The sequence below is a fragment of the Vibrio sp. HM8-C genome (assembly GCF_058630515.1).
Map to the genome: position 1 here is coordinate 326,214 of NZ_JBMMKS010000002.1, position 24,512 is coordinate 350,725.

26 protein-coding genes are annotated in these 24,512 nt (G+C 44.0%); 11 read left to right on the plus strand and 15 right to left on the minus strand.

Going from position 1 to position 24,512, the window contains the following annotated elements:
* Nucleotides 1–58: 58 nt before the first annotated feature.
* Nucleotides 59–952, plus strand: coding sequence for a LysR family transcriptional regulator (locus ACOSVQ_RS04470; RefSeq protein WP_491981369.1), 894 nt, complete (start codon nucleotides 59–61; stop codon nucleotides 950–952).
* Here the strand turns inward: ACOSVQ_RS04470 and ACOSVQ_RS04475 are convergent.
* Nucleotides 945–1,460, minus strand: coding sequence for a DUF4442 domain-containing protein (locus tag ACOSVQ_RS04475; RefSeq protein ID WP_491981370.1), 516 nt, complete (start codon nucleotides 1,458–1,460; stop codon nucleotides 945–947). The genes ACOSVQ_RS04470 and ACOSVQ_RS04475 overlap by 8 nt on opposite strands.
* A gap of 257 nt (nucleotides 1,461–1,717) precedes the next feature.
* Between ACOSVQ_RS04475 and fcrX the strand changes: the two genes are divergently transcribed.
* The 7 genes from fcrX to ACOSVQ_RS04510 all read left to right on the plus strand — a co-directional run bounded on the left by fcrX (nucleotide 1,718) and on the right by ACOSVQ_RS04510 (nucleotide 9,060).
* The gene (fcrX, locus tag ACOSVQ_RS04480; protein ID WP_491981371.1) at nucleotides 1,718–2,167 is read left to right on the plus strand and encodes a ferric iron uptake transcriptional regulator FcrX; all 450 of its coding nucleotides are present in this window, start codon (nucleotides 1,718–1,720) and stop codon (nucleotides 2,165–2,167) included.
* A gap of 344 nt (nucleotides 2,168–2,511) precedes the next feature.
* Nucleotides 2,512–3,612 (plus strand): ABC transporter ATP-binding protein, encoded by a 1,101-nt coding sequence (locus ACOSVQ_RS04485; RefSeq protein WP_491981372.1) that lies wholly within the window; start codon nucleotides 2,512–2,514, stop codon nucleotides 3,610–3,612.
* A complete protein-coding gene (locus ACOSVQ_RS04490) occupies nucleotides 3,609–4,484 on the plus strand; it encodes a carbohydrate ABC transporter permease (RefSeq protein ID WP_491981373.1) in 876 nt (291 codons plus the stop codon). Before ACOSVQ_RS04485 ends, ACOSVQ_RS04490 begins: the two co-directional genes overlap by 4 nt.
* 5 nt (nucleotides 4,485–4,489) lie before the next feature.
* The gene (locus ACOSVQ_RS04495; RefSeq protein ID WP_491981374.1) at nucleotides 4,490–5,392 is read left to right on the plus strand and encodes a carbohydrate ABC transporter permease; all 903 of its coding nucleotides are present in this window, start codon (nucleotides 4,490–4,492) and stop codon (nucleotides 5,390–5,392) included.
* A 145-nt stretch (nucleotides 5,393–5,537) separates the two neighbouring features.
* Nucleotides 5,538–6,851: an ABC transporter substrate-binding protein gene (locus ACOSVQ_RS04500; RefSeq protein ID WP_491981375.1), complete on the plus strand. Its 1,314-nt coding sequence runs from the start codon at nucleotides 5,538–5,540 to the stop codon at nucleotides 6,849–6,851.
* Between the two features lie 130 nt (nucleotides 6,852–6,981).
* A complete protein-coding gene (locus ACOSVQ_RS04505) occupies nucleotides 6,982–7,980 on the plus strand; it encodes a LacI family DNA-binding transcriptional regulator (RefSeq protein WP_491981376.1) in 999 nt (332 codons plus the stop codon).
* 117 nt (nucleotides 7,981–8,097) lie between these two features.
* Complete coding sequence (locus ACOSVQ_RS04510; RefSeq protein ID WP_491981377.1) at nucleotides 8,098–9,060, plus strand: glycoside hydrolase family 43 protein; 963 nt, start codon at nucleotides 8,098–8,100, stop codon at nucleotides 9,058–9,060.
* 66 nt (nucleotides 9,061–9,126) lie between these two features.
* On the opposite strand, the gene ACOSVQ_RS04515 is transcribed toward ACOSVQ_RS04510, so the two are convergent.
* The 3 genes from ACOSVQ_RS04515 to fabB form a co-directional block, all read right to left on the minus strand.
* Nucleotides 9,127–10,140 carry an aspartate-semialdehyde dehydrogenase gene (locus ACOSVQ_RS04515; protein WP_491981378.1) on the minus strand — a complete coding sequence of 338 codons (1,014 nt, stop codon included), beginning with the start codon at nucleotides 10,138–10,140 and terminating at the stop codon, nucleotides 9,127–9,129.
* Nucleotides 10,124–11,269, minus strand: a complete 1,146-nt coding sequence (locus tag ACOSVQ_RS04520) for a 4-phosphoerythronate dehydrogenase (RefSeq protein WP_491981379.1) — start codon at nucleotides 11,267–11,269, stop codon at nucleotides 10,124–10,126. The genes ACOSVQ_RS04515 and ACOSVQ_RS04520 overlap by 17 nt, the downstream gene beginning before the upstream one ends.
* 272 nt (nucleotides 11,270–11,541) lie before the next feature.
* Nucleotides 11,542–12,753, minus strand: coding sequence for a beta-ketoacyl-ACP synthase I (gene fabB, locus ACOSVQ_RS04525; RefSeq protein WP_491981380.1), 1,212 nt, complete (start codon nucleotides 12,751–12,753; stop codon nucleotides 11,542–11,544).
* Between the two features lie 126 nt (nucleotides 12,754–12,879).
* Between fabB and mnmC the strand changes: the two genes are divergently transcribed.
* Nucleotides 12,880–14,928 (plus strand): bifunctional tRNA (5-methylaminomethyl-2-thiouridine)(34)-methyltransferase MnmC2/FAD-dependent 5-carboxymethylaminomethyl-2-thiouridine(34) oxidoreductase MnmC1, encoded by a 2,049-nt coding sequence (gene mnmC / locus ACOSVQ_RS04530; RefSeq protein WP_491981381.1) that lies wholly within the window; start codon nucleotides 12,880–12,882, stop codon nucleotides 14,926–14,928.
* A gap of 122 nt (nucleotides 14,929–15,050) precedes the next feature.
* On the opposite strand, the gene ACOSVQ_RS04535 is transcribed toward mnmC, so the two are convergent.
* The 3 genes from ACOSVQ_RS04535 to ACOSVQ_RS04545 all read right to left on the minus strand — a co-directional run bounded on the left by ACOSVQ_RS04535 (nucleotide 15,051) and on the right by ACOSVQ_RS04545 (nucleotide 16,621).
* Nucleotides 15,051–15,578, minus strand: coding sequence for an NADPH-dependent FMN reductase (locus tag ACOSVQ_RS04535; protein WP_165311973.1), 528 nt, complete (start codon nucleotides 15,576–15,578; stop codon nucleotides 15,051–15,053).
* A gap of 196 nt (nucleotides 15,579–15,774) precedes the next feature.
* Nucleotides 15,775–16,038 (minus strand): YfcL family protein, encoded by a 264-nt coding sequence (locus ACOSVQ_RS04540; protein WP_165311974.1) that lies wholly within the window; start codon nucleotides 16,036–16,038, stop codon nucleotides 15,775–15,777.
* Nucleotides 16,039–16,090: 52 nt separating this feature from the next.
* On the minus strand, nucleotides 16,091–16,621 hold the full coding sequence (locus ACOSVQ_RS04545; protein WP_491981382.1) for an elongation factor P hydroxylase: 531 nt from the start codon (nucleotides 16,619–16,621) through the stop codon (nucleotides 16,091–16,093).
* Nucleotides 16,622–16,895: 274 nt separating this feature from the next.
* Between ACOSVQ_RS04545 and ACOSVQ_RS04550 the strand changes: the two genes are divergently transcribed.
* A complete protein-coding gene (locus ACOSVQ_RS04550) occupies nucleotides 16,896–17,519 on the plus strand; it encodes a trimeric intracellular cation channel family protein (RefSeq protein WP_491981383.1) in 624 nt (207 codons plus the stop codon).
* 109 nt (nucleotides 17,520–17,628) lie between these two features.
* Here the strand turns inward: ACOSVQ_RS04550 and aroC are convergent, their stop codons facing one another.
* Both aroC and prmB read right to left on the minus strand, forming a co-directional pair.
* A complete protein-coding gene (aroC, locus tag ACOSVQ_RS04555; RefSeq protein ID WP_491981384.1) occupies nucleotides 17,629–18,714 on the minus strand; it encodes a chorismate synthase in 1,086 nt (361 codons plus the stop codon).
* Nucleotides 18,715–18,905: 191 nt separating this feature from the next.
* Nucleotides 18,906–19,838, minus strand: coding sequence for a 50S ribosomal protein L3 N(5)-glutamine methyltransferase (gene prmB / locus ACOSVQ_RS04560; protein WP_491981385.1), 933 nt, complete (start codon nucleotides 19,836–19,838; stop codon nucleotides 18,906–18,908).
* A gap of 63 nt (nucleotides 19,839–19,901) precedes the next feature.
* Between prmB and smrB the strand changes: the two genes are divergently transcribed.
* Nucleotides 19,902–20,456 carry an endonuclease SmrB gene (gene smrB / locus ACOSVQ_RS04565; RefSeq protein WP_491981386.1) on the plus strand — a complete coding sequence of 185 codons (555 nt, stop codon included), beginning with the start codon at nucleotides 19,902–19,904 and terminating at the stop codon, nucleotides 20,454–20,456.
* A 133-nt stretch (nucleotides 20,457–20,589) separates the two neighbouring features.
* Here the strand turns inward: smrB and flhB are convergent, their stop codons facing one another.
* Genes flhB through fliN form a run of 6 tightly spaced genes read right to left on the minus strand, consistent with a single transcriptional unit; the run spans nucleotide 20,590 to nucleotide 24,499 of the window.
* A complete protein-coding gene (gene flhB, locus ACOSVQ_RS04570; protein ID WP_491981387.1) occupies nucleotides 20,590–21,720 on the minus strand; it encodes a flagellar biosynthesis protein FlhB in 1,131 nt (376 codons plus the stop codon).
* A 23-nt stretch (nucleotides 21,721–21,743) separates the two neighbouring features.
* Complete coding sequence (gene fliR, locus ACOSVQ_RS04575; RefSeq protein ID WP_491981388.1) at nucleotides 21,744–22,526, minus strand: flagellar biosynthetic protein FliR; 783 nt, start codon at nucleotides 22,524–22,526, stop codon at nucleotides 21,744–21,746.
* 9 nt (nucleotides 22,527–22,535) lie between these two features.
* Nucleotides 22,536–22,805 (minus strand): flagellar biosynthesis protein FliQ, encoded by a 270-nt coding sequence (gene fliQ / locus ACOSVQ_RS04580; protein ID WP_416922908.1) that lies wholly within the window; start codon nucleotides 22,803–22,805, stop codon nucleotides 22,536–22,538.
* 12 nt (nucleotides 22,806–22,817) lie between these two features.
* On the minus strand, nucleotides 22,818–23,717 hold the full coding sequence (gene fliP, locus ACOSVQ_RS04585) for a flagellar type III secretion system pore protein FliP (protein ID WP_491981389.1): 900 nt from the start codon (nucleotides 23,715–23,717) through the stop codon (nucleotides 22,818–22,820).
* A complete protein-coding gene (gene fliO, locus ACOSVQ_RS04590; protein ID WP_491981390.1) occupies nucleotides 23,695–24,084 on the minus strand; it encodes a flagellar biosynthetic protein FliO in 390 nt (129 codons plus the stop codon). Before fliO ends, fliP begins: the two co-directional genes overlap by 23 nt.
* A gap of 4 nt (nucleotides 24,085–24,088) precedes the next feature.
* Complete coding sequence (fliN, locus tag ACOSVQ_RS04595) at nucleotides 24,089–24,499, minus strand: flagellar motor switch protein FliN (RefSeq protein ID WP_102940848.1); 411 nt, start codon at nucleotides 24,497–24,499, stop codon at nucleotides 24,089–24,091.
* Nucleotides 24,500–24,512 lie beyond the last annotated feature (13 nt).

A 24,512-nucleotide genomic window follows, 5' to 3' on the forward strand; every position in this document is an offset into this window, starting at 1 on the left:
ACTTTTTATTATTAAATTTATGCCATTATGGAATAGTAAAAATCATCGGATAGATATCATGGACATAAAAGCACTGAGATACTTTGTAGAGCTCGTAAATGAAAAAAGCTTTACTCGGGCGTCGGAGAAACTCTTTGTCACTCAACCGACCATCAGCAAAATGATTCGAAGTTTAGAAGAAGAGGTAGATCAACCTCTGCTTCACAGACAGGGAAGGCTCTTCTCTCTTACTGATGCAGGCGAAATTGTTTATCAGCGGGCTCAAGAAGTTCTGGCTCAAATGTCTCAGCTAGACGCGGAGTTGGTCGATCTTAATCAACTAAAACGAGGGCATCTTAAACTCGGCATTCCTCCTATGGTAGGCCATGTCTACGCAGGTTTAATTCGCCAATACCGCCAGCGCTATCCAGAAGTAGAAATGACCATAGTGGAATACGGCGGTAGAAAAATAGAACAAGCTGTCATAAGCGGCGAGCTAGATGTGGCAGTTACTATGCTTTCACTCAATCCAGCTGTAGAGCTCAATGCACTACCACTCGATACCTATCCTATCTGTGCAATATTGCCAGACAGCAAACCTTGGCGCGAATTATCCAGTGTTCACTGGCAGCAAATAAAAAATGAACCCTTTTATCTCTATACCGAAGACTTCACATTAAGCGACTACATAGATCAGATATGCAAAAGTGAAAATATCGTTCCACATATTGCAGCCCGTAGCAGCCAGTGGGACTTTCTTGTAGCGCTTGTTAAGAGTGGTGTTGGCGTTGCCTTCTTACCTGAGCCTTTATGTCATCGCATTCAAGGTGAAGGCATCATAGTTAAAAATATGACGCCGAGTATCGACTGGAAATTAGGTGCTATTTGGCATTCAGAGAGATATGTGTCGCGAACAGCAGAAGCATGGTTGGATCTATGTAGGGAATATTTAACTAAAGTCGGCTCTAATTAGCCGACTCAGTACACGCCTCTTCATCTTCTTCGGAGCGATACTTTGGTTTTTTACGAACATAGAGTTTTCGGTGAACTTCTGACACCACTTCACCTCGAGCGTTCTTCACATGAATGATGAACTCAGGAAAGCATTTATCACCGGTCGCTGTCATTTTAAGAATGGAGTTTAACTGTTCATCGGTAATCATAAATTCCGCAAATAGATCGGAGTGACCCGGTTTTATGAAGTTAATGCTTGCCTCTTTGTCCCACACATAATATTGCTCGCCAAGAATACCCATTAACATCAAAGAATAAACAGGGTCGGTAAGAGAAAAGATACTCCCGCCATACTGGCTACGGTTGGCATTTTTATTCCACCAGCGCAATTTCAAACGCATTTTCGCTTCGCGAAAATCTGCACTGATAGACTCAATTTTTATACCAGCGCCCCAGAAAGGAGGCCAACTATTCAATGCATACTTCACAATATTAGGTTTATATAGCTTCGAGAGTATTTTATTCATGCTATCCGTGCCTTAGACTCTAGATTGCTTTGCGCCTGCGCCCGCAAAAGGAATCGCATACGGCGTCAATAAAAAACAGAATTAATGTTAAATAATTGTAACTGGTCTAATCACTTTTATCAGTGACATAGCACGACTTTAAGAGAAAACACTAGTAACCCTCTGAACTTCGTGGTTTATTGTTCAGTGCGAGTAACCTATAATGTTGAGCAACATTGAATTCTGTTATTTACTGCAGATCATCAACGGGAAGATATATGTCAGACAATAACCAAGCGCTAAAAGATGCTGGTCTTAAAGTAACCCTACCACGGCTAAAAATTTTAGAAGTTTTGCAACAGCCTGAGTGCCAACATATTAGTGCTGAAGAGCTCTACAAAAAGCTGATTGATCTTGGCGAAGAGATCGGTCTTGCAACGGTTTATCGAGTTCTAAACCAATTTGATGATGCAGGTATAGTAACTCGCCATCATTTCGAAGGCGGCAAATCAGTATTTGAATTATCAACTCAACACCATCACGACCATCTTGTATGTCTAGATTGTGGTGAAGTGATTGAATTTTCTGATGAAGTTATTGAACAGCGTCAAAAAGAGATTGCACAGCAATACAACGTTCAATTGACTAACCACAGTTTGTACTTGTACGGAAAATGCGGTGATGGAACTTGTAAAGAGAATCCAGACGCACACAAACTGAAAAAATAATTCCGTTTGTCAGTACAGAAACCTAAACGAGAAAGCCGAGTGAACCAATCACTCGGCTTTTTTATTTCATATTAGATAAAAAATCGCAGATCACTATTAACTTGCAATTCATTTCAGCGACATCATTTCAACTTTGACTTAACTCACATGCCTAATTTGGCAGCATTTTTATGCTGCTCGCTTTAAGTGTGATCCCGTAATTATTTCTCCCAACAATTGATGGTCATTTTGTGATCTCTTGTCGTTTTCAAAACACTAATAATTATTAACTAATAATATTAGCTATATTATTAATCAGAACAAAAATACAACACCCTATAAGAATGAATTCAAAGGACGAACCCATGGCAGCATCGATTGAGATTAAAAATCTAACCAAAGCATATGATGGTTCAATGGTTTTAAATGACATTAGTTTTCACATTAAAGAACGCGAATTTATTGTATTTCTTGGTCCATCAGGCTGTGGTAAATCGACCCTTTTACGAATGATTGCGGGACTAGAAAGCCTTAGTGAAGGCGAAATCTGGATGGATGGAAAACGTCTGGATACCCTTGCTCCAGGTCATCGTAATATCTCTATGGTTTTCCAAAACTACGCGCTTTACCCACACATGAGCGTAGAAGAAAACATGACTTTCGGTTTGAAGAATATCGGCACTGAAAAATCAGTGATCGAACAGCGTCTATCTGAAGCTGCAAGAATTTTAGAAATTGAACACCTTCTCAACCGCAAGCCTGCAGAGCTTTCGGGTGGTCAACGTCAACGCGTAGCAATCGGCCGCGCTATCGTTCGTGAACCAAGCGCATTCTTGTTTGATGAACCGCTATCTAACCTTGATGCTGCGCTTCGCAGCCGCACTCGAATTGAACTTGCCCAGCTGCATCAGCGCGTAAATACCACCATGATTTACGTTACTCACGACCAAGTTGAAGCGATGACCCTTGCTGACCGTATCGTCATTCTCAATAACAAAGGTATTGAGCAGATTGGTACACCTATCGAAATTTACCAGCGCCCAGCGAGCAAGTTTGTTGCAGGCTTTGTTGGCTCTCCAGCTATGAATTTCTTTGATGTCGATAAAGTTGAAGAGACCAATGGGAAAGCGGTTATCTACATTGATAAGTTCGCACCGATTCACTCAACCATTAACACTCAAAGCTTACCTCTGACTCAAAGATTCGAGATGGGCGTAAGAGCGGAAGATATAGTCATTACCGAAGGTGATGAAGCCGCTCACGTAACAGGTAAAGTGACCTTTATCGAACGTTTAGGCGACCGTACTTTAGTTTACGTTTCATTAGAAAACGGCAAGATGTTGATCGCAGAAGCAAGTAGTAAACGTTACTTAAAGACAAATCAACAAGTGGGTTTAAACATCGGCTTCGATTCTGTTCATCTATTTGATGAGAGCGAAAAAGCCTACCACGGGGGTGAGCTATGAGTTTAATGAGCCCCGCAACGAAAGACCGTTGGGGAAACTTCCTCTTCATCACCCCCTACTTGCTAGTGTTCATCTTTATGATCGCACTGCCATTGTTTTGGGGAATTTACTTAAGTTTTCAGAAAGTTGACCTATTTGGTCCAGGAAAATTTGTCGGGTGGAATAACTACATCCGCCTTTTCGACAACAAGATATTCATCCAAACCGTTTGGAACACTTGTTACTTCGTTTTACTTACCGTACCAGCCCTCGTTGTCATTGGGTTAGGTTTGGCAATGGCGCTGAACCAACAAACCAGAACCGCGAATATTCTGCGTGGGGTATTTTTTGCGTCGACTATTCTATCCGTGACAGTGGTAACACTGATCTGGCGCATTATTTTTATTCCGAATGATGGCTTTATGGCCATGGTATTCAAGTGGTTCAATTTAGAAGCGATTCCGTTCTTATCAAGCCCTGATTGGGCATTAAAATCTATCGCTATCGCGACTATCTGGTGGTGCTTGGGTTTACCAATGATTCTGTTCACCGCTGCGCTACAGCAAATCCCAAAAGATTTGTACGAAGCGGCACAGCTGGATAACGCGAGCAAGTGGACAACATTTCGCAAAATTACCCTGCCTTCAATCACGCGCACCATCATTTTGGTCACCATTATCGAAATCGTTATGCAGTTCCAATTATTTGGCCAAGCACTGTTAATGACCAACGGCGGCCCAAATAACACATCACGCTCCATTGTTATGTTTATTTATGATGCTGGATTCCGTCGCTGGGATATAGGTATGGCTGCTGCAGCCTCGCAAATCCTATTCCTGATCATACTAGTGGCCGCTGTCGCGCAATTTATGATTAGCCGTAAGAAAGGATAACTTTGATGAGTGCAACGAAAATGAACCTATCTTCAGAGATTGCCGACTCATCTTCGGCGAAAAAACAGATGACTTATCAACCAAACTCTCAGAAGACTAACCGAGCGATTCTGTGGCTCACATTAGTACTGTCATTAATCATGGTCGCACCATTTTTATGGATGGTTGGTCTGAGTTTAAAGGACAACCAAGAGTTGATGCTGGGTACAGATGCGGTGTTCCGCTTCCCTTATACCGTGCAAAACTACCTCGACATTTTCCGTAACTCGTCGGTTTTCCACTGGCTAATGAACAGCTTGATCGTATCAGGATGCATGACTTTAGGTGTATTGACGCTTTCTTCTCTTGCTGGGTATGCCTTCGCACGCTTGGAGTTCCCGATGAAGAAAACACTGTTTGTCATAGTACTTATGGGATTAGCCGTGCCAGAGCAGGCAGTCATTATTGCTCGACATCAGTTATTTAGTGAGTTCCATCTTCACAATACTTACTTAGGTTTGATCCTTCCTGGCTTATCGGCGCCATTTGGCGTGTTTTTGATGACCCAGTTTTTCAAAGCCATCCCTAAAGAAATTGATGAAGCAGCAATGATGGATAACGCCTCAAAATTCAAGATCTTTTGGAAAGTGTTGCTACCACTCACCATCCCAGCGCAAGCAACCTTGGCGATTCTGACGTTCTTAACCTCGTGGAATGATTACTTCTGGCCGTTGATTTCGGCGACAGACAAGTCGATGTACACCATCACCATTGGTATCGCATCGTCACAAACCAACTTCGCACAAAGTGAAGGTCTAGGCTTCTTGAGTTCGCAAGCCATATTCTCGGCGATACCCATCATCCTAGTTTACATTTTCTTCCAAAAACACATCGTTACCGCTGTAGCTGGTGGTGCGGTTAAGCAGTAATTCCCTGTCTGAAAGAAGAAGATAGAAAAGGTCAAAAAAGAGAAATAAAAGATTCGAATAAGCTTTACCGTTACATAAACCGCCTACTCAATTGAGCCGTATGAATGGGCAAACATTAAACAATAAAATAATAAGGCTTTTAGATATGAAACCCTACATCTCTACATTGTCATTAGCGATCGGCTGCCTTTTGTCTGCCGGCAGTGCTATCGCGAAAACAGAGTTGAACGTTCAACGCTTTTTCGGTGCTTGTGAAGCAGAATACGCAAAATCTGTGGATGTCAGCGCTGCAAATGGCGAATGTGGAATTATGACCACTCTGCTCAACAAATTCGATGCAGAAAACCCAGACATTGATGTACGAGTCACTACCGTTGAATGGCCGGGATATGACCAGCTAACAGCGCAAATGGCTTCTCGCACTCCACCAGATGTTGTGACTATGCATAACTCTGTGATTTCCGACTATCAGTCGCGTAACTTGATCGTTCCTATTGACGACTTCTTGAAAATGGAGAACATCGACAAGTCTAAATTTACGCCAACTGCGGCTGATGGTGTAACACGTGAAGGCGAGTTTTACGGTCTACCAATCGACACATGGACCATGCTCTATCACGTAAACATGAAGCTAATGAAAGAAGCAAAACTGGTAGATGCTGACGGAAAACCTATCATTCCAAACTCTCCAGAAGAACTATTAGCTCAAGCAAGACAATTTAAACAAGCAACAGGTAAACCTTATTTCATTCAGATCCTATCGAATGAAACTGCCGCTTATACGCGCCTTTTCTATACCTACCTGTTCCAACAAAACAGTGACTTCTTTGCTAATCCAGAGAAAGTATCACTGCAAACACCTGAAGCAAAAAACATCGTCAATCTATTTAAAACGATTTACGAAGAAGACTTAACAACCAAAAACATGGACTACCCTGCGACAGTGTCTGCATTTAGCAACGGTCAAGGCGGTATCTTGCTAAACGGTAACTGGTTATTAAGTTCTTATGACGAACAGGCGGCACAAGCGGATAGCCCATTGTACAAGGCTTATGAAGCCGTACCTTACCCATTCCTATACAAGGGTGCGAAAGCTCACTATGTTGATGGACACTCATGGGTAGTGCCAAACAAACGTCGTGATGACGAGAAAGATGCTGCAATCGCAAAACTGTTTAAATTCTTCGCGGAAAATGATGGTCAATGGGCTCGTACCGGCCATCTACCAAGCGTTGCGAGCGTGCTAAAAGATGAGAAATTCTTATCTCTACCACATCGCTCAAACATTTTGTCAGTGACTCAAACGGGGCGCGGCCTTCCAGCTGGCGTTCAGCGTCAATGGGCACTGCAAGACATCATAGGTGAAGAGTTAGCGGCAGCTATCATGGGTTCAAAAGGCGTAGATGAAGCACTCGCTGATGCAGAAGGTCGCATCAATGACGTATTGAGTAATCTATAACGTCTTACCCGTGAACCTTTGGAGTTGAGTTCTTTAACCGAACTCAGCTCCAGAGAACAGTTCAGTAAAGACTCGTTAAAAAACGATAAATGCTCCAATGAACTAAAAATGACTAAAAAGAAGTAGAGCTATGCGAAAGAAGAAAAAAGTCACCATGTTAGATATCGCGACCGCTGTTGGCGTGTCACAACCGACTGTGTCTGTGATTCTTAACGGTTCAGACAACGTGAAAGTATCTGACGAGACCAGAGAAAAAGTGCTTAGTAAGGCGAGAGAGTTGAACTATAAGTTCAAATCCAACGTGTTACACACTCAATCTCATCGTCGCATAGCACTACTGACGAACAGTATGAACATGCATGATCCGTTTATCAACGCGATCACTGCTGCCAAGGTTAGAGCCTGGGAACTCGATGCCATTCTTACGGTGTTCGACTATGAAGATAACGACGAGCTTAAAAACAGTATGCTGACTGTTATCGACAATAGCGGATATGACGCTTTGATTGTTGCTTCTAACACGCCAGCTCAGATTGAAGGCACGATCAACTCTCAGTTACCAATGCTGTTCTTGAACTGTACTAACCCTCTTTACCTTCAAGATGTACCCAGTGTTTTAACCTCAGATTTTTTAGGCGGTTATCGCGCTGCCGAGTATCTCATCAACAAAGGATACAGAGATATCGCCATGATTACGGGTGAAAGCTGGTCTGATTCATCAATCCAGCGCTTGCGAGGTTTTCGTCAAGCACTCACCAATGCGGATATCTTAGTTAATGAAGACTGGATTAAAGCGGGCAACTGGTCTGTAAAACAGAGTTACCGCGAAACTGAACAACTGCTTTCTCAAACTAGCCGTCCTCGCGCTATTTTTTGCGCCAGTGACTTGATGGCGATTGGTGTCTATCAGGCACTTGCTCATCATAATCTCAGCATTCCAGAGGATGTCGCGGTTGTCGGATACGATAACCAGCTCTTGGCTAGTGAACTGACTCCTTCGCTCACATCTGTCGATTTACCTTACGATGAAATGGGGCGAGTTGCGGTGGAAACTCTGCTTTCATCAACCCCTCCAGAGGTTTCGATGATGAAAATAGAGGGCGATTTAATTCCACGAGAGTCGGCATAACCGCTATCCGTTTAACAGCTATCCGTTTAATCGATATCGGTATAACCATCTATTTCGTATAAGCATTCATAAGATTCTAAATTTGTATCGCCATGAGATTCATGGCTAGGAGCCACGATGATTATTAAAAACCCACTGGTTGAGCAAAGAGCCGATCCGTTCGTCTATCTACATACCGACGGCTATTATTACTTTACTGCGTCAGTGCCTGAATATAACCGCCTAGAACTGCGTAGAGCCGAACATATCCATCAATTGGCAACAACGTCTGAAATCGTTGATGTGTGGCATAAACCAGATACTGGCGCTTACTCCGATCTGATATGGGCTCCTGAAATTCACTACATTGATGGCACATGGGCAATATATTTTGCAGCCGCGCCAAACCGTGAAATCGTTAATAATGCGTTTCAGCATCGTATGTATGCCATCACGACTCAGAGTGAGAACCCTTTGACAGGCGAATGGAGCGAACCAACTCAAGTAGATAGCGGTCTTTCAACTTTCTGTCTGGATGCAACCTGCTACAAACACAATGGCCAGTGGTACTACATTTGGGCTCAGAAAGATGCTGTTATTCCTGGCAACTCTTGTCTTTATATCGCGACAATGGATTCACCGACCACCCTTTCAAGCAAGCCAGTTCTTCTGACTAAACCGGAATTTGATTGGGAAGTGCGTGGTTTCTTAGTCAACGAAGGTCCAGCAATTTTGCATCGCCATGGCAAAATCCATCTGACTTATTCTGCCAGTGCGACCGACGAGCGTTACTGCATGGGTGTACTTTCTATTGATGAAAATGCGGATTTGATGGATGCATCGAACTGGGCTAAATCGCCAACACCTATCTTTGAAACGGTAGAAGAAAAAGAAATCTTCGGGCCTGGTCATAACAGCTTTACCACCAGTAAAGACGGCAGCAAAGATTACATGATTTACCATGCTCGTAACTACAAAGGTATTGAAGGCGACCCGCTGTGGGATCCAAACCGCCACGCATGCGTGCAGCCAATTGAGTGGTCTGAAGATGGTTTGCCTATTTGGGGCACACCACAAAAAGAAGTGGAATGGACTGATTAATTACAAATCGAAAACGAAAAGGGAGTGTTTAAACACTCCCTTTACTATTTTCAGAGCTAACAACGCTTAGAAATAATCGCGAATCAATACTTCTGCAATTTGTACTGCGTTAGTTGCTGCGCCTTTACGTACGTTATCAGCAACTACCCATAGGTTGATACCGCTATGGTGGCTAATGTCGTTACGGATACGACCAACCAACACCTCATCAATACCGCCAGCATCACGTACTTGAGTAGGGAAATCATTGCCTTCAAATACACGAACACCTTCGGTTTGTTTCAGCAGTTCAATAACTTGGCTTGCGTCAATCGGTGAACTGGTTTCAATGTGAACCGCTTCGGCATGACCGTAGAATACAGGTACACGAACACATGTCGGGTTAACCATGATAGAAGGGTCGTTGAAGATTTTTTGTGTTTCCCACACCATCTTCATCTCTTCTTTGGTGTAACCGTTATCCATAAATACGTCGATTTGAGGAATACAGTTAAACGCGATTTGCTGACTAAAAGTATCGTTTTCAGCGGGTATACCATTCAACAATTTCGCTGTTTGACCAGCAAGCTCGTCAATACCAGACTTACCCGCACCTGAAACAGACTGATAAGTCGATACGTTGATACGTTCAATACCTACCGCATCGTAAATCGGCTTTAACGCCACCAGCATTTGAATGGTTGAACAGTTCGGGTTCGCAATGATATTGCGGTTACGGAACTCAGCAATGGCTTCTGGGTTCACTTCAGGAACAACCAGCGGTACATCGTAGTCGTAACGGAACTGTGATGTGTTATCGATAACCACAACACCCGCTTCAGCCGCGATAGGCGCCCATTTTGCAGATAAATCACCACCCGCAGAGAAAAGAGCGATGTGCGCTTGAGACCAATCGAAGTTCTCTACGTTTTGAACTTCGATTGACTTACCGTTGAAACGGTAAGTCTTGCCTTCGCTACGCTCACTTGCCAACAAAAACAGTTCATCAACAGGAAACTTACGTTCCTTTAGAACTTCTAACATTGTTTCACCGACTGCGCCTGTCGCGCCGAAGATTGCTACATTAAATTGCTGGCTCATTGGTTACCTCAATTCTAAAACCTAATTTTTCAAGCGGTGCTAAGTTGGACTGTTCATCACCCACTAAGGTGATTGCGCTGTATTCGCGTCTGTCCCAATAATTCTTGCGCATTAAGTCAAACGCACCCGGTTGACCGATTTCACGACGAAACTGCGCATCGTCTTTTCTTACATCGTAGACGAGTTGAATCAAATTAAATAATGTTGCTTCGTCCCAAGCGCGTTCCAGTATCACTTTAGGCACTGGTGCAATAGGAAGCAAAGCTGAAGGATTTGCCCAAGCGCTTGATTCAATATACTCACAGTAACTATTGAAAATCATTGTTGTTCCGCGCGCTTTACCTTCCAAACCATAACCTGCGACGTGCGGTGTGGCGAATGCTAATAGCGGCAGCAGATCCATATCCACTGCTGGCTCAAACTCAAATACGTCCAGAGCTGCGATGAAACCGTCTTGTTTTTGCAGGCGCGCTTTCAGTGCTGCGTTATCCACGATAGGACCACGAGCAGCATTGATCAGGATCTGGTCGCTCGTCAGGTTTTCTAGCACTTGTTCATTAATCAGATGATGCGTTGGCCATTCACCGTCAGTGGTAATCGGCGTATGCAGTGTAATCACATCGGCTTTGGTTAGAAGCTCATCCAATGGCGTAAATTCGCGTGTATCCCCTTCTGCTTGTTTAGGTGGATCGTTAAGTAAAACGTTAATCCCCATTCCCATTAAACATTCAGAAAGGTAAGTACCCACTTGCCCTGCACCGATAATGCCAACGGTCTTTTCAAAAATCGAAAAGCCATGTTGTTGCGACAATACCATCAGCACACTAACTACGTATTCAGCAACGCCAACTTTGTTACAGCCCGGTGCAGCGGTAAAGAAAATACCACGCTGTTCAAGTAACGCTTGATCAACATGGTCCATACCTGCCGTCGCAGTACCAACAAAACGCAACTTGTTTGCTTTGCTTAATAATGCTTCGTCAACTTTAGTCACGGAGCGGATCATTAACGCATCGACATCAACTAAATCATCAGCCGTCAGTGTTCGACCCGGTTTAAGAATCACTTCGCCTAACTGACTGAACAACTCTTCAGCGTATGGCATGTTTTCATCGATTAAGATTTTCATTGCAGAATTTCGCCCGGAAGTTAACCCCGAATAGAATCATTGGGGAGATGTTGACCTTGGTTAGCAGGCATTGTGCTAAAAAGAGCGTAAAGTGTCGAGGATAATAGACATTGGGTTCCAAAATAAAAATACCCAGTGGCCATGATAGCCACTGGGCAATATCCAGAACAAAAGGATCTTGTCCCGCTCTCCATGGGACAAAGTCAGCGTCTGTTTGATTAGGCTAGCTAATCGGTTCTGGAAACCTCTTACCTTACGGTATTCGGGGTCTCTTAAGCTTCGTACTTCTTGATGACTAGAGTGGCGTTAGTACCACCGAATCCAAAGCTGTTTGACATAACTGTTTTCAGCTCTTGCTCACGCATTGCAGTAACGATATCTAGACCAGCAGCAGCTTCGTCTAGGTTATCGATATTAATGCTTGGAGCTATGAAGCCGTGGTGAAGCATAAGCGTTGAGTAAATCGCTTCATGTACACCAGCTGCACCTAGAGCATGACCAGTCATTGCTTTAGTTGCAGAAATTGCTGGACTGTTGCCACCAAACACTTCTTGGATAGCACCAAGTTCTTTCACGTCACCTACAGGCGTTGAAGTACCGTGAGTATTCACGTAATCCACTTTGTCGATGCCTTGCATTGCCATCTTCATACAACGCACAGCACCTTCACCTGATGGAGCAACCATGTCGTAACCGTCAGAAGTCGCGCCGTAACCTACGATCTCGCCGTAAATTTTCGCGCCACGAGCAAGTGCATGTTCAAGTTCTTCGATAACAACCATACCGCCGCCACCAGAGATAACGAAACCATCACGGTCTGCATCGTAAGTACGAGAAGCTTTATCTGGAGTTTCATTGTATTTGGTTGATAGTGCGCCCATTGCATCGAACATCATAGTCAATGACCAATCTAACTCTTCACCACCACCAGCAAATACGATGTCTTGTTTGCCTAGTTGGATAAGTTCCATCGCATGGCCAATACAGTGTGCAGATGTTGCACATGCAGAACTGATTGAGTAGTTCACACCACGAATTTTAAATGGAGTTGCCAAACATGCAGAAACCGTTGAAGACATTGTGCGAGGTACCATGTATGGACCAATACGCTTAACGCCTTTCTCACGCAGAGTATCTACCGCTACTACTTGGTTAAGTGATGATGCACCACCTGAACCTGCAACGATACCAGTACGATCATTAGAAACTTGCTCGTCAGTCAAACCAGCATCAGCAATTGCTTGTTCCATTGACAGGTAAGCAAATGCAGCCGCATCACCCATAAAGCGCATTTGTTTACGGTCGATATGGTCGGCAGGGTTCATTTTTAAGTTACCCCAAACCTGAGAGCGAAGACCTTGCTCTTTGAATTGCTCAGAGCCTGTGATGCCTGATTTGCCAGCTTTAAGAGACGATAAAACTTCTTCGACGTTGTTACCGATACTTGAAACAATACCCATACCGGTGATTACGACTCGTTTCATGTGACATTCCTATTATTCAATATTTCGCTAAATCATAACGAAGATGGACTTCAAAAGTGGTCAGCTTTCCCATAAATCCGTACAATCTCGGCAATATTTCGCCGAATTTGAAAGAATATTCCTAATATGACATCCATTACTAACGCTCAGCTTGGCTGGAACGATGCCGGAACACCCGTTTCTGACCAGTTCGATGATGTTTATTTTTCCAACGTCAATGGACTGGAAGAAACTCGCTATGTGTTTCTAACACAAAATAATCTTCCCCAAAGATGGCAAGATTATGACCAAAAGCGTTTTGTCATTGCCGAGACAGGATTCGGTACTGGATTAAACTTTCTCGCAGTATGGCAGCTGTTTGAACAGTTTAGACAGCAAAACCCTGATGCGATACTCCAATCCTTACATTTCATCAGTTTTGAGAAGTTTCCGTTGAGTAAAACGGATTTGGTCAAAGCACATGAATCGTGGCCAGAACTCGCTCAATATGCACAGCAATTGCATGAGTTCTACCCGATAGCGGTACCCGAATGTCACCGTATTGTGTTGGCAGACGGTTTGATCACACTGGATTTGTGGTTTGGCGATATAAAAGACTGCATGCCTAAAGTCCCTACCCTTGATCATGGAGTGGTTGATGCGTGGTTCTTAGATGGCTTCGCTCCAAGCAAAAACCCAGAAATGTGGAGCCAAGAGCTGTTCAATGGCATGGCAAAACTGGCTAAACAAGATTGTACCTGCGCAACCTTCACCGCAGCGGGCTTCGTGCGCCGTGGGCTGATCGACGCTGGTTTTGATATGAAGAAAGTCAAAGGTTTTGGCACAAAGCGAGAAATGATTGCGGGTAAGCTGAAAGAGAAAGTGGCATACAGCAACATCAAACCTTGGTTTCATATTGAAGCAACGGAAAACTTACACGACGTTGCTATCATCGGTGGTGGCATAGCTAGCGCGACTCTTGCTAAGACCTTGACTGCTAGAGGTATTAACGTCTCTATCTACTGTAAAGATGAAGCACCAGCGAATGGCGCGTCAGGCAATCGACAAGGCGCAGTATATCCACTGCTAAATGGTGAGCACTTCGGCGTATCACGCGTGTTTGCTCCAGCATTTCTGTTTGCCCGTCAGTTTATCGACCAAGCAGCGAAAACAATTTCTTTTGACCATAACTGGTGTGGCGTGACCCAATTAATGTGGGATGACAAATCGGCAAACAAATTAGACGCGATATTTAAAGCTGACTTTTCATCAGAGCTGGTTTGCAAGCAAGGCATTGAACAGACTAACCAGACTGTTGGGTTAACCGTCAATGTTGAAAGTGTTTTCTACCCTTTAGGCGGTTGGCTGTCACCGGCTCAACTCACTCAGGGCTTGATGGATAACTTAGCGCACCAAGGCAAGCTCAATATCCATTACCAACACAAGATTGATGCACTAGAGTGGCAAAGCGAAGATAAGCAATGGCTATTGAGTTATAGCGATAGCTTGTCAGGTGATAGCTGCTCAGATGAAACAAAGCTAAAACACCAAGCAGTAGTGATCGCTACCGGACATTTGTTTGATGGTTTTACTCAGACTCAATATGTACCACTTGGTAAAGTGAAAGGTCAGGTGAGCCATATCCCTACCAATAATGAACTTCAACAGTTAAATACTGTGCTTTGTTATGACGGTTATATGACGCCATGTAACCCGAATAATCAGCATCACTGTATTGGCGCTAGCTACGACAGATCTCATTTAGATCAAGAGTTTGACCCACAAGCACAAATTGAGAACGCTCAGCGTTTGAAAAACTGTTTACCTGAACAAACATGGCCAAACAGTGTTGATGTGAGCGAAAACCAGTCTCGACAGGGAATTCGCTGCGTCAGCCGAGATCATCTGCCGTTTGTGGGAAATGTTGGCAAGTTTGAAGCCATCACTGAGCAATACGCTGAACTTAGTATGCAGGACGAACACAGCGCCCCTACTGTGGCTCAATACCCACAGCTGTATTCATTTATCGGCTTAGGCTCTCGTGGTTTAAGTTCAGCACCGCTAATGGCAGAACTGCTGGCATCTCAAATGGCTGGAGATCCGTTACCTCTACCTAATGATGTGCTTGAAACTCTTCATCCAAGCAGAATGTGGGTAAGAAAGCTGCGTAAAGGCAAAGCATTAACAGAAAAGTAATTCGTTGGTGTTAAGATTTCGCCTGCTCTAAAACGATCACCATCTTCACAGAAGGTGGCTTCGGGATAAAAACAACAAAGCCTCGCAATTGCGAGGCTTTTTAATGGATGCGCTATTTGAGATTAAGCTGCGATTTTCGCAACGGCATCTTTAAGTTGAGCTGCCACTGTTTCGTTTGTTACAACGCCAGCTGCTAAATCAAAGTTATCGTAGAAGCTTGGTACTGAAACCGTTGCTTTCACGTTGCCACCAAAATATGCCGCAGAGCCAGAAGCTGCTGCCAACACAGATGTTGCACCACCAGGGCCCGGTGAAGTTGCTAGATAAACAGCAGGTTTGTTTTTAAACACTTCGCGGTCGATACGAGTCGCCCAGTCGAACAAGTTTTTATATGCTGCTGGATAGTGGCCATTGTGCTCTGCGAAAGAGATAACAAAAGCGTCAGCTTGTGCTAAATCACGTAGAAAACCTAATGCGCCTTCTGCTTGACCAATCTCTTTTTCTAGATCTTCGCTGTACATTGGAACGTGGTAGTTGTTGATATCTAACACTTGCACTTCAGCACCATCAATCAAATTTGCTGTATAAGTTGCCAATGCTTTGTTAATAGACGTTGAGCTAGTGCTTGCTCCGAATGCGATAACTTTCATGATGATAATCCTGTGTGCTGTTTCGATGTAGCTAGATTAATATTTGTACACACCACCAACAAGCAGAATAATTGCATGGGATCATTCAAAAATTTTGAATAAGATTAAATATGAATAACATCTCATAAAAAATTATCACAAAAAAAATAGCAGCGTTATCGCTGCCATTTTTGATCTTTTACTTTCTAATTATTGTTTACGCTTGGTTCGCTAACTCGTTCCATAAGTCTGAAACAATAATACGGTCTGCCGGAGTTAACTCGGTGCGAGCATCTTCTAAGCTTTTCTCAATACGAACTTTTAGCTCAGCGATATCTTCAATACCGTCTTCTTCACACGCAGCAGCAGACAATGAGATATGTCCACGTAAATAGCCACCAGCAAATAATTCATCATCAGACGCCGTCGCAATACGTGCATCAATCAGCTCTAAAAGTTTTTCTTCAAATTCAATAATCATGTCTATGAATGCCTAGTTATCTGGTTTCTCACTGCCGTTTAATTGCGAAATTCTATTTAATCTCAAACTGTTCGGCAGTTAATTCTGGTGTCTGATAAAACGACTGTAGCGCTTGTGAAAGCATTTTCACTCGTTCAGGTAACCCATGTAGCAAAATACTCAACACTTCTTGATGAACTTTCGCCATGAATGCCAGACGGTCTGGTTCAAAATCGCCGCTAAGGTTGTCACAACTCACCGTAAAAGGAAACCCTGCACTGCGCGACAATATCCACTCGTAAGCTTGAGGACGGATCTCAACTTTCTCGAACTCCGCCTGAACTTGCTCTGAGCGGCCATCAGGATGATACCAGTAACCAAAATCCTCGATCAAACGTCGCTCAGGACCTGCTACACACCAATGAGCAATCTCATGCAGAGCAGAAGCATAGAAGCCTCGAGCGAAGATAATTCTATGGTGAGCCACCGTTTCATCTGCTGGTAAATAGATAGGCTCATCTCCGCCTAACTCCAGCTTGGTGTTAAACGACTTAAAAAAGGTCTGGTTAAAGATGTCGATCAAATCAGTGTATTGGTGAGACATAACAACTTTGTCTTATAGGGCCATATGTAAATGGATAAAAGGGTAAATGGGCAATGCTTAATAAATGGATAATATTAAATACATGGATAGCGGGTGCATTTTCGCGGCTTTTTGCCCTGAGGTAAAGTGTAGGAAATCGCGTATTAGTTTTATTTATCTGTAAAACTGATGTCAAAACACCAAAAAGCTGTCGTATTCAGATAATTCTGATACTACACTGCGCACCTTTCTTAGCGCCCTCACTTATCCAACACTCATTTATAGGTCTAAGACTATGCTCCTTAGCGTTTTGTATATTATCGGAATTACCGCAGAAGCCATGACAGGTGCACTCAGTGCGGGTCGTAAAAAAATGGATTGGTTTGGCGTCATGTTGGTATCAAGTGCAACTGCCATCGGTGGTGGCACTGTGCGAGATATTCTATTGGGACACTACCCACTAGGTTGGGTTAAAAATCCTGAGTTTTTAGTCATCACTTGCGTTGCAGGTGTGGTGACAACTGGCATTTATAAATGGGTAATCAAACTTAAAGGGCTTTTCATCCGCTTAGATGCGCTTGGCCTGATTGTGTTTAGCATCATAGGAACAAAAGTAGCGATGAGCATGGGTCTGCATGAAGTGATTTGTGTGGTTTCGGCTTTGGTCACAGGAGTATTCGGAGGTCTATTACGCGATCTTATCTGTCGTCAGCAGCCACTAGTTTTGCATGATGAGTTGTATGCTTCTGTCGCCCTAGTCGCCTCGATACTCTATTTAGCATTATTAAAATTTGGGGTAAACGACGTCACCAGCACAATCATCACTTTGGTCGTTGGTTACGTGCTGCGTATGGCTGCGGTAAGGTTTAAGTGGCGTCTGCCTTCATTCCACCTTGAAACCGAAAGCTCTATTCACTAATTCCTGATAACTCTATTCATAAGTTCTAGATAGCTTTCGAGCGTTAGTTTTATTCGAGACAAAAGAAAACGCCCTCACTTGAGGGCGTTTTTAATTCATAAATCCGAGATTAGATGTGTGGTGTCTCTGTTGTCACACCGTGGTTTTGACCACGATGACGTAACAGATGATCCATCAACACAATCGCTAACATCGCTTCCGCGATTGGTACTGCGCGAATACCAACACATGGGTCGTGGCGACCTTTAGTAATAAGCTGCGTCGGTTCACCAGTGCGGGTAATAGTGTCACCCGGCACAGTAATGCTCGATGTTGGTTTAAGTGCAATATTTGCCACAATATCTTGACCAGTTGAAATACCACCTAAGATACCGCCAGCATGGTTGCTCCTGAAACCTTCAGGAGTCAGTGGATCGCGGTGCTCACTGCCACGTTGATTCACAACATCAAAACCATCACCGATTTCAACACCTTTCACCGCGTTAATGCTCATCAAGGCATGTGCGATGTCTGCATCTAAACGATCAAATACTGGTTCACCTAATCCAACAGGAAGATTGGTTGCTACCACCTGAATTTTGGCACCGATAGAGTCGCCTTCTTTTTTCAGGTCACGGATAAGCTGATCAAACGCATCTACTTTGTCGACATCTGGGCAGAAGAAAGCGTTGTTTTCGATTTCATTCCAATCCACTTTATCAATCGAGATATCACCCATTTGTGACAAGTAAGCTCGGATTTCAACGCCAAACTCTTGTTTTAGGTATTTCTTCGCAATACCACCAGCAGCAACACGCATTGCCGTTTCACGTGCCGATGAACGACCGCCGCCACGATAATCGCGGATACCGTATTTCTGATGGTAGGTATAATCGGCGTGCCCAGGACGGAATTTGTCTTTGATATCGGAATAGTCTTTTGAACGCTGATCGGTGTTTTCAATCAGTAAACCGATAGACGTACCTGTGGTTTTACCTTCAAAAACCCCAGAAAGAATCTTCACTTCATCCGGTTCACGACGCGCAGTGGTATAGCGCGATGTTCCCGGGCGACGACGGTCTAGATCGAGTTGTAAATCCGCCTCGCTAATTTCTAGTCCCGGTGGGCATCCGTCTACGATACATCCTAGTGCGATACCGTGACTTTCTCCGAATGTGGTTACTCGGAAATGTTGTCCGATACTGTTTCCTGCCATTACTTCCTCAAACTCGTGTGGTGAAAATGAGAACGAACCACTTCCAACATACTGATAGCTATTCTTCGTGGATTCATAGTGGCTTTATTACGTTTTGATGTAAAGCCCTTAACTGCATCAATTTGGACAAAAATAATCTGCTAAAAATGAAAACGCCGACACTAAGGTCGGCGCTTTGCGAGTGTTCGAAATTAATCGATATAAAGTGCGAAGTCTTGCGCGCAATCCAGCAATTGCTGACGCGTTAACATGAACACACCATGACCACCATTTTCAAACTCTAACCAAGTGAATGGGATATGTGGATACTGATCTATCATATGAATCATAGAGTTGCCCACTTCACAAATCAGGATGCCGTTTTCTGACAGGTAACGTGGCGCATTAGCAAGAATACGACGAGCCAGTTTCAAACCATCAGTACCAGCAGCAAGGCCTAAAGCAGGTTCATGCTTGAACTCTTCAGGCAGGCTGTCCATATCTTCCTGATCCACATACGGTGGGTTAGTCACGATAATGTCGTATTGCGATTCTGGTAAATCACGGAACAGATCAGAACGAATTGGGAACACTTGTTGCTCCAGACCATGATCCTGAATATTTTGCTCCGCGACTGCTAGTGCGTCCGTTGAAATATCAATCGCATCCACTTCAGCGTCAGGGAAAGCATACGCACAGGCAATCGCAATACAGCCACTACCGGTACACAGATCCATAATGCGAGTTGGTTCTTCAACTAACCAAGGTGAGAATTGCGCTTGAATCAGTTCACCGATTGGTGAACGAGGCACAAGCACACGTTCATCAACGAAAAACTCTAAACCACAGAACCACGCTTTATTGGTTAAATAAGCGGTAGGAGTGCGATCTTTAATACGTGCAATAACACGTTCAACAACACGTAAACGCTCACTAGACGTTAGACGAGAGTTCAGAGCATGAGGAGGCACATCGATTGGTAGATATAGGGTTGGCAGCACAAGTTGCACCGCTTCATCCCACGCATTATCCGTTCCATGACCATAAAATAAATTGGCAGCATTAAAACGGCTAACAGTCCAACGAATCATGTCCTGAAGGGTGTGAAGTTCCGAAACGGCTTCTTCTACAAAAATCTTATCCAAAATTGCCTCCGAAAAGCGCTACAATACTGCGAATATTGATTAGTTACAGATTATCCAATCCTAATGAGCAAAAAAGACACCGATTTCAACGACAATGATTATTTAGACGCTGACGACGATTTTGCAATGTTTCGCGATGCAGTAAAGGGCGTAAAAAAGTTAACGCAGGATACCATAGTCCAGCAGCCAAACAGAAATGCTAAACAAAAAGAAATCATCAGAGGCTCACGTGAGGCAAGCGACAGTAACTTTTATTTCTCTGACGAGTTCGTACCGCTACTCAGCGAAGAAGGTCCAACCCGCTACGCTCGTGATGATGTTTCTAAATATGAAGTGAAAAAACTACGTCGTGGTGTCTATGTGCCGGATGTGTTCTTAGATATGCACGGCATGACTCAGCAAGAAGCCAAACGCGAATTAGGTGCTATGGTCGCTTATTGCGTAAAAGAGAATGTTCATATCGCTTGTGTGCAACATGGCATCGGCAAACACATTTTGAAGCAAAAAGTACCGCTTTGGTTAGCTCAACACCCAGATGTAATGGCCTTCCATCAGGCACCATTAGAGTTTGGTGGTGACGGAGCTCTGTTAGTTTTGATTTCCATCCCTGAGAAATAACTCAAAGAGTGTCAATGGATAAAGTGTAACAGAGAAACGAAGGCAATAATGCCCCGGTTTTAAATCGTATACGACGTCTCGAATGCACTGTTAAGCTTTATCCATTCACTTTCCAGCTCAACTGCTTATCCCGCTAGTAACGCATATCTGGTGGTATTGGCATCTTCTCTTCTTGCAGAATTGGACGCTGCCCACCTTTACGACGATATTGTTTGAGCTGGAAGATGTACGCCAGAACCTGCGCTACAGCGACAAACAATCCGTCTGGAATTTGCTGCTCTAACTCAGTCGTGTGGTAAAGCGCACGGGCTAAAGGCGGAGCAGGAACAATCATAATGTTATGCTCTCTCGCCACTTCACGAATTTTCAGGGCCATATGGTCAACACCTTTAGCGATAACCACTGGCGCTCTATCCGTGTTTTGCTTGTATCGAAGAGCCACTGAGAAGTGATCTGGGTTGGTAATGATAACGTCAGCTTGTGGTACTTCTGCCATCATTCGGCGCTGAGCCGCTTCACGTTGCAGCATCCGAATACGGCCTTTAACTTCCGGTTTACCTTCCGTATCTTTGTATTCATCTTTGACTTCTTGCTTGGTCATTTTTAGCTGGTTCGCGTGTTGCCAAATTTGGAACGGAATATCAATCGCGACAACCACCAACAAAGAACAACTGATCAGCAAAACGAAGTTAAGCAAGATATCTAACGCATGGAATATGTTCTGTGGAAACACATCTAAACTGAGCTGAAATAAATCGTGCTTTGATTTGTTAATCAATGCAAATGCAACGCCCGCGACCAAAGAAACCTTGAGAATGGATTTGATAAGCTCAACCCAGCTTTGCAAACCAAACATTCGCTTGAAGCCACTTAATGGATTCAATTTCGAAAATTTTGGCATTGCAGCTTCCATCGAAAAGTTCATACCGCCGACACCTGCCGCACCAATAAAAGCAGCAATGAACAACGTAATCAGAACCAACAGAAGCGGAAGAAGTAGATTAACTAACGCAGATGAGGCGATATCAAACAGTTTTTCAAGATCGAAAATTTCCTCTCGGCTCAAACTGAAGAGACGGCGCATGGAGGCAAAAAGCCCGCTCGCTAACGCATCTCCGAACCACATCAGAGAAACAGCACCAACGACTAATACGGATACAGAAGCCAGCTCCTTCGAACGCGCAACCTGACCTTTTTCTTTGGCCTGTTGCAGCCTTCGGGGCGTGGCTTCTTCGGTCCTTTCTTGACCGTCTGATTCTGCCAACTCAGCCTCCTACAGCCATAAAGCTAACAATCCAACCGGATGAGGCTGCAAACCTGTTGCTCGCCTTGCAACCAATAGAGTTCATAGTGGGTATATAGACCGCTGATAATAAACCAGCAAAGTAACAAACCAACCATCAATGCAAACGCAAAACCCAGAGAGAAGATGTTTAACTGAGGCGCAGCACGAGTCATAACACCAAACGACAAGTTCACCGTGAGAAGTGCGATGATGCCGGACAGAGACATACTTAGAGCCACTTTAAATATAGTACTGAACCACAGTGCCATTTCACGGAAATCAACATTCGTCAGTCCTTGCCCGCCGATGGGTAAACTTTTAAAACTGAATGCCAATAACTGAATCATCTTTAAATGACCATCACTGGCTAAGAAAAACATCGTCGCCAAGAACATAAATAGCTGACCAAGTAGCGGCGTGTTCTGACCGTTTGCTGGATCAACCATAGAAGCGAAGCCCAAGCTCGACTGCATACCCAATATCTGACCAAGCATTACGAAGGTTTGGATAATGAACTGTGTAACCATTCCCATCGAAACGCCTATGACCAACTGTTCTAAAGTGATGATGAAACCTTGCAGAGATACCAGTTCAATATCTTCTGGCACGGCAGGAATGGCTGGCATCAGCGCTAGGGTTAGCGCTAAACCGAAATAGAGTCGGATACGAGCCGAAACGAATCGAGCACCCGTTACCGTCATCACCATCAGCATGGCTGAGATGCGAGTATACGGCCAAAAATAATTGGCGATAAAATCGAGGACGACGCTAGTTGGGTACTCCATGCTTGCTCCCTAGTACAGAACCTGAGGCAGGCGTTCAATCATGGAATAGAAGAAGTCCATCTGCATTTGCACCATCCAATGGGCAAACGCCATCAGAGCCAGCAGTGTGACAATAAGACGCGGCAAAAAGCTGAGCGTCTGTTCGTTGATGGACGTAGCGGCTTGGAAAATCGCAACAATCAAACCCACCAGCAAACTTGGAATAATGATGGCACACACCATGATGAGTACCATCCACAATGCATCGCGGAAGAGTTCAACGAATACTTCTGGAGTCATGATTCTCCCCCGCTACAACGCAAAGCTGCCGGCGAGCGTGGACAGAATCAAGTTCCATCCATCAACTAACACAAACAACATCAATTTAAATGGCAGCGATACAATCATCGGTGACAACATCATCATACCCATTGCCATCAATACTGATGCCACAACAAGGTCGATAATCAAAAACGGTAAAAACAGCATGAAACCGATTTGGAAGGCTGTCTTCAATTCAGAAGTAATAAACGCGGGTATGAGCACCGCCATTGAAACATCTTCTGGGTTCTGAGCATCAGAACCTGAGATATTAACGAACGTTTCCAAATCTTTGACTCGTGTTTGCTTGAGCATAAAGTCCTTCATTGGAATTTGCGCCGTATCAAACGCCTCTCTCGCCGTCATCTGTTCGTTAAGATAAGGCTGCACCGCTTCTTCATTAATCTTATTAATCACAGGTGACATGATAAAGAAGGTCAAAAATATCGCGATACCAATAATAACTTGGTTTGATGGCGTTTGTTGTAAGCCCATCGCTTGTCGAAGTATCGACATCACAACCACTATTCGGGTAAATGACGTCATCAAAATAACCATGGCAGGCAAAAAGCCCAGCATGGTCATTAAGGCTAAAATCTGTAAGTTTATTGAGTAATCTTCACTGCCGTCCGGATTGGTCGTCATGGTAAAAGCAGGAATGCCCGCACCACCACTGCTGCTACCCATAGCAACGGTACGCGATGCACCTTGGTCTTTTTGCATCGCGGTCACAGTGACATTCTGCGCTCCGGTAGCATTTGAAGGGATAGGGGTTTCCAGCTCTTGTTGCGCGTAAGCTAGTGGCGTAAAGACTAATGCACTCACCCAGACAATGAGCGCTAGGCGAGTCCATACATTGCGCAAAACATCAAACAGGTGTGTTTTTATCATTCTTTTTTAACAGCTGAGTCAAAGTGTTAGAAAATGGTACCGACTCTAGCTCCTCCTGAGTCAATGGAGTTTCCAATTTAGAGATCAAATTTACTGACTGAGCGGTAACGCCAATCAGAAACTGCTCCTCTCCCGCTTGTACTATCATCAAACGCTCTTTAGTGCCAATCGGTAATTGGCGCACAACGCTCAAGCCTTTTTGCTGACCAAATGCAGGAACTCGCATTCGTTTAAGTAACCAAGCCATACCAATGATGATGGCTATAACGAACAATAGCGACCCTAATGTAGTCGCTATATCGAATTGGTCGCTTTGAGCTGCCAGCGCTGGGCTGGCAACCAAAGATAACATTATGAAATGACGCATAATGTTATCTCAATTTCTTAATACGTTCTGTTTGGCTGATAACGTCAGTTAAACGAATACCAAATTTATCGTTGACCACAACCACTTCACCGTGAGCGATCAAAGTACCGTTAACCATCACATCCAATGACTCGCCCGCAATACGGTCAAGCTCAACGACCGAACCTTGGTTAAGTTGCAATAAGTTACGGATACTGATTTTTGAACGCCCTACTTCCATTGAGATGGTCACAGGAATGTCCATGATGGTATCAAGCTTACGACGTTCATCATCTGTGATTGGTGAAGTAGTGTCTTTTAACTCATCCAAAGGTGCTGCTAAAATTTCATCAACATCAATATCTGGCGCATTTGGATCTTCGCCAAGGGCTGCTGCCCACTCATCTGCAAGCTTTTGATCATCTGTTTTTGACATCTAGGCTACCTAT

Excerpts from the sequence above, each read along its gene's own strand:
- ACOSVQ_RS04470 (WP_491981369.1), top strand. The coding sequence starts at position 59 with ATGGACATAAAAGCACTGAGATACTTTGTAGAGCTCGTAAATGAAAAA.
- ACOSVQ_RS04475 (WP_491981370.1), bottom strand. The coding sequence starts at position 1,460 with ATGAATAAAATACTCTCGAAGCTATATAAACCTAATATTGTGAAGTAT.
- fcrX (WP_491981371.1), top strand. The coding sequence starts at position 1,718 with ATGTCAGACAATAACCAAGCGCTAAAAGATGCTGGTCTTAAAGTAACC.
- ACOSVQ_RS04485 (WP_491981372.1), top strand. The coding sequence starts at position 2,512 with ATGGCAGCATCGATTGAGATTAAAAATCTAACCAAAGCATATGATGGT.
- ACOSVQ_RS04490 (WP_491981373.1), top strand. The coding sequence starts at position 3,609 with ATGAGTTTAATGAGCCCCGCAACGAAAGACCGTTGGGGAAACTTCCTC.
- ACOSVQ_RS04495 (WP_491981374.1), top strand. The coding sequence starts at position 4,490 with ATGAGTGCAACGAAAATGAACCTATCTTCAGAGATTGCCGACTCATCT.
- ACOSVQ_RS04500 (WP_491981375.1), top strand. The coding sequence starts at position 5,538 with ATGAAACCCTACATCTCTACATTGTCATTAGCGATCGGCTGCCTTTTG.
- ACOSVQ_RS04505 (WP_491981376.1), top strand. The coding sequence starts at position 6,982 with ATGCGAAAGAAGAAAAAAGTCACCATGTTAGATATCGCGACCGCTGTT.
- ACOSVQ_RS04510 (WP_491981377.1), top strand. The coding sequence starts at position 8,098 with ATGATTATTAAAAACCCACTGGTTGAGCAAAGAGCCGATCCGTTCGTC.
- ACOSVQ_RS04515 (WP_491981378.1), bottom strand. The coding sequence starts at position 10,140 with ATGAGCCAGCAATTTAATGTAGCAATCTTCGGCGCGACAGGCGCAGTC.
- ACOSVQ_RS04520 (WP_491981379.1), bottom strand. The coding sequence starts at position 11,269 with ATGAAAATCTTAATCGATGAAAACATGCCATACGCTGAAGAGTTGTTC.
- fabB (WP_491981380.1), bottom strand. The coding sequence starts at position 12,753 with ATGAAACGAGTCGTAATCACCGGTATGGGTATTGTTTCAAGTATCGGT.
- mnmC (WP_491981381.1), top strand. The coding sequence starts at position 12,880 with ATGACATCCATTACTAACGCTCAGCTTGGCTGGAACGATGCCGGAACA.
- ACOSVQ_RS04535 (WP_165311973.1), bottom strand. The coding sequence starts at position 15,578 with ATGAAAGTTATCGCATTCGGAGCAAGCACTAGCTCAACGTCTATTAAC.
- ACOSVQ_RS04540 (WP_165311974.1), bottom strand. The coding sequence starts at position 16,038 with ATGATTATTGAATTTGAAGAAAAACTTTTAGAGCTGATTGATGCACGT.
- ACOSVQ_RS04545 (WP_491981382.1), bottom strand. The coding sequence starts at position 16,621 with ATGTCTCACCAATACACTGATTTGATCGACATCTTTAACCAGACCTTT.
- ACOSVQ_RS04550 (WP_491981383.1), top strand. The coding sequence starts at position 16,896 with ATGCTCCTTAGCGTTTTGTATATTATCGGAATTACCGCAGAAGCCATG.
- aroC (WP_491981384.1), bottom strand. The coding sequence starts at position 18,714 with ATGGCAGGAAACAGTATCGGACAACATTTCCGAGTAACCACATTCGGA.
- smrB (WP_491981386.1), top strand. The coding sequence starts at position 19,902 with ATGAGCAAAAAAGACACCGATTTCAACGACAATGATTATTTAGACGCT.
- fliR (WP_491981388.1), bottom strand. The coding sequence starts at position 22,526 with ATGGAGTACCCAACTAGCGTCGTCCTCGATTTTATCGCCAATTATTTT.
- fliQ (WP_416922908.1), bottom strand. The coding sequence starts at position 22,805 with ATGACTCCAGAAGTATTCGTTGAACTCTTCCGCGATGCATTGTGGATG.
- fliP (WP_491981389.1), bottom strand. The coding sequence starts at position 23,717 with ATGATAAAAACACACCTGTTTGATGTTTTGCGCAATGTATGGACTCGC.
- fliO (WP_491981390.1), bottom strand. The coding sequence starts at position 24,084 with ATGCGTCATTTCATAATGTTATCTTTGGTTGCCAGCCCAGCGCTGGCA.
- fliN (WP_102940848.1), bottom strand. The coding sequence starts at position 24,499 with ATGTCAAAAACAGATGATCAAAAGCTTGCAGATGAGTGGGCAGCAGCC.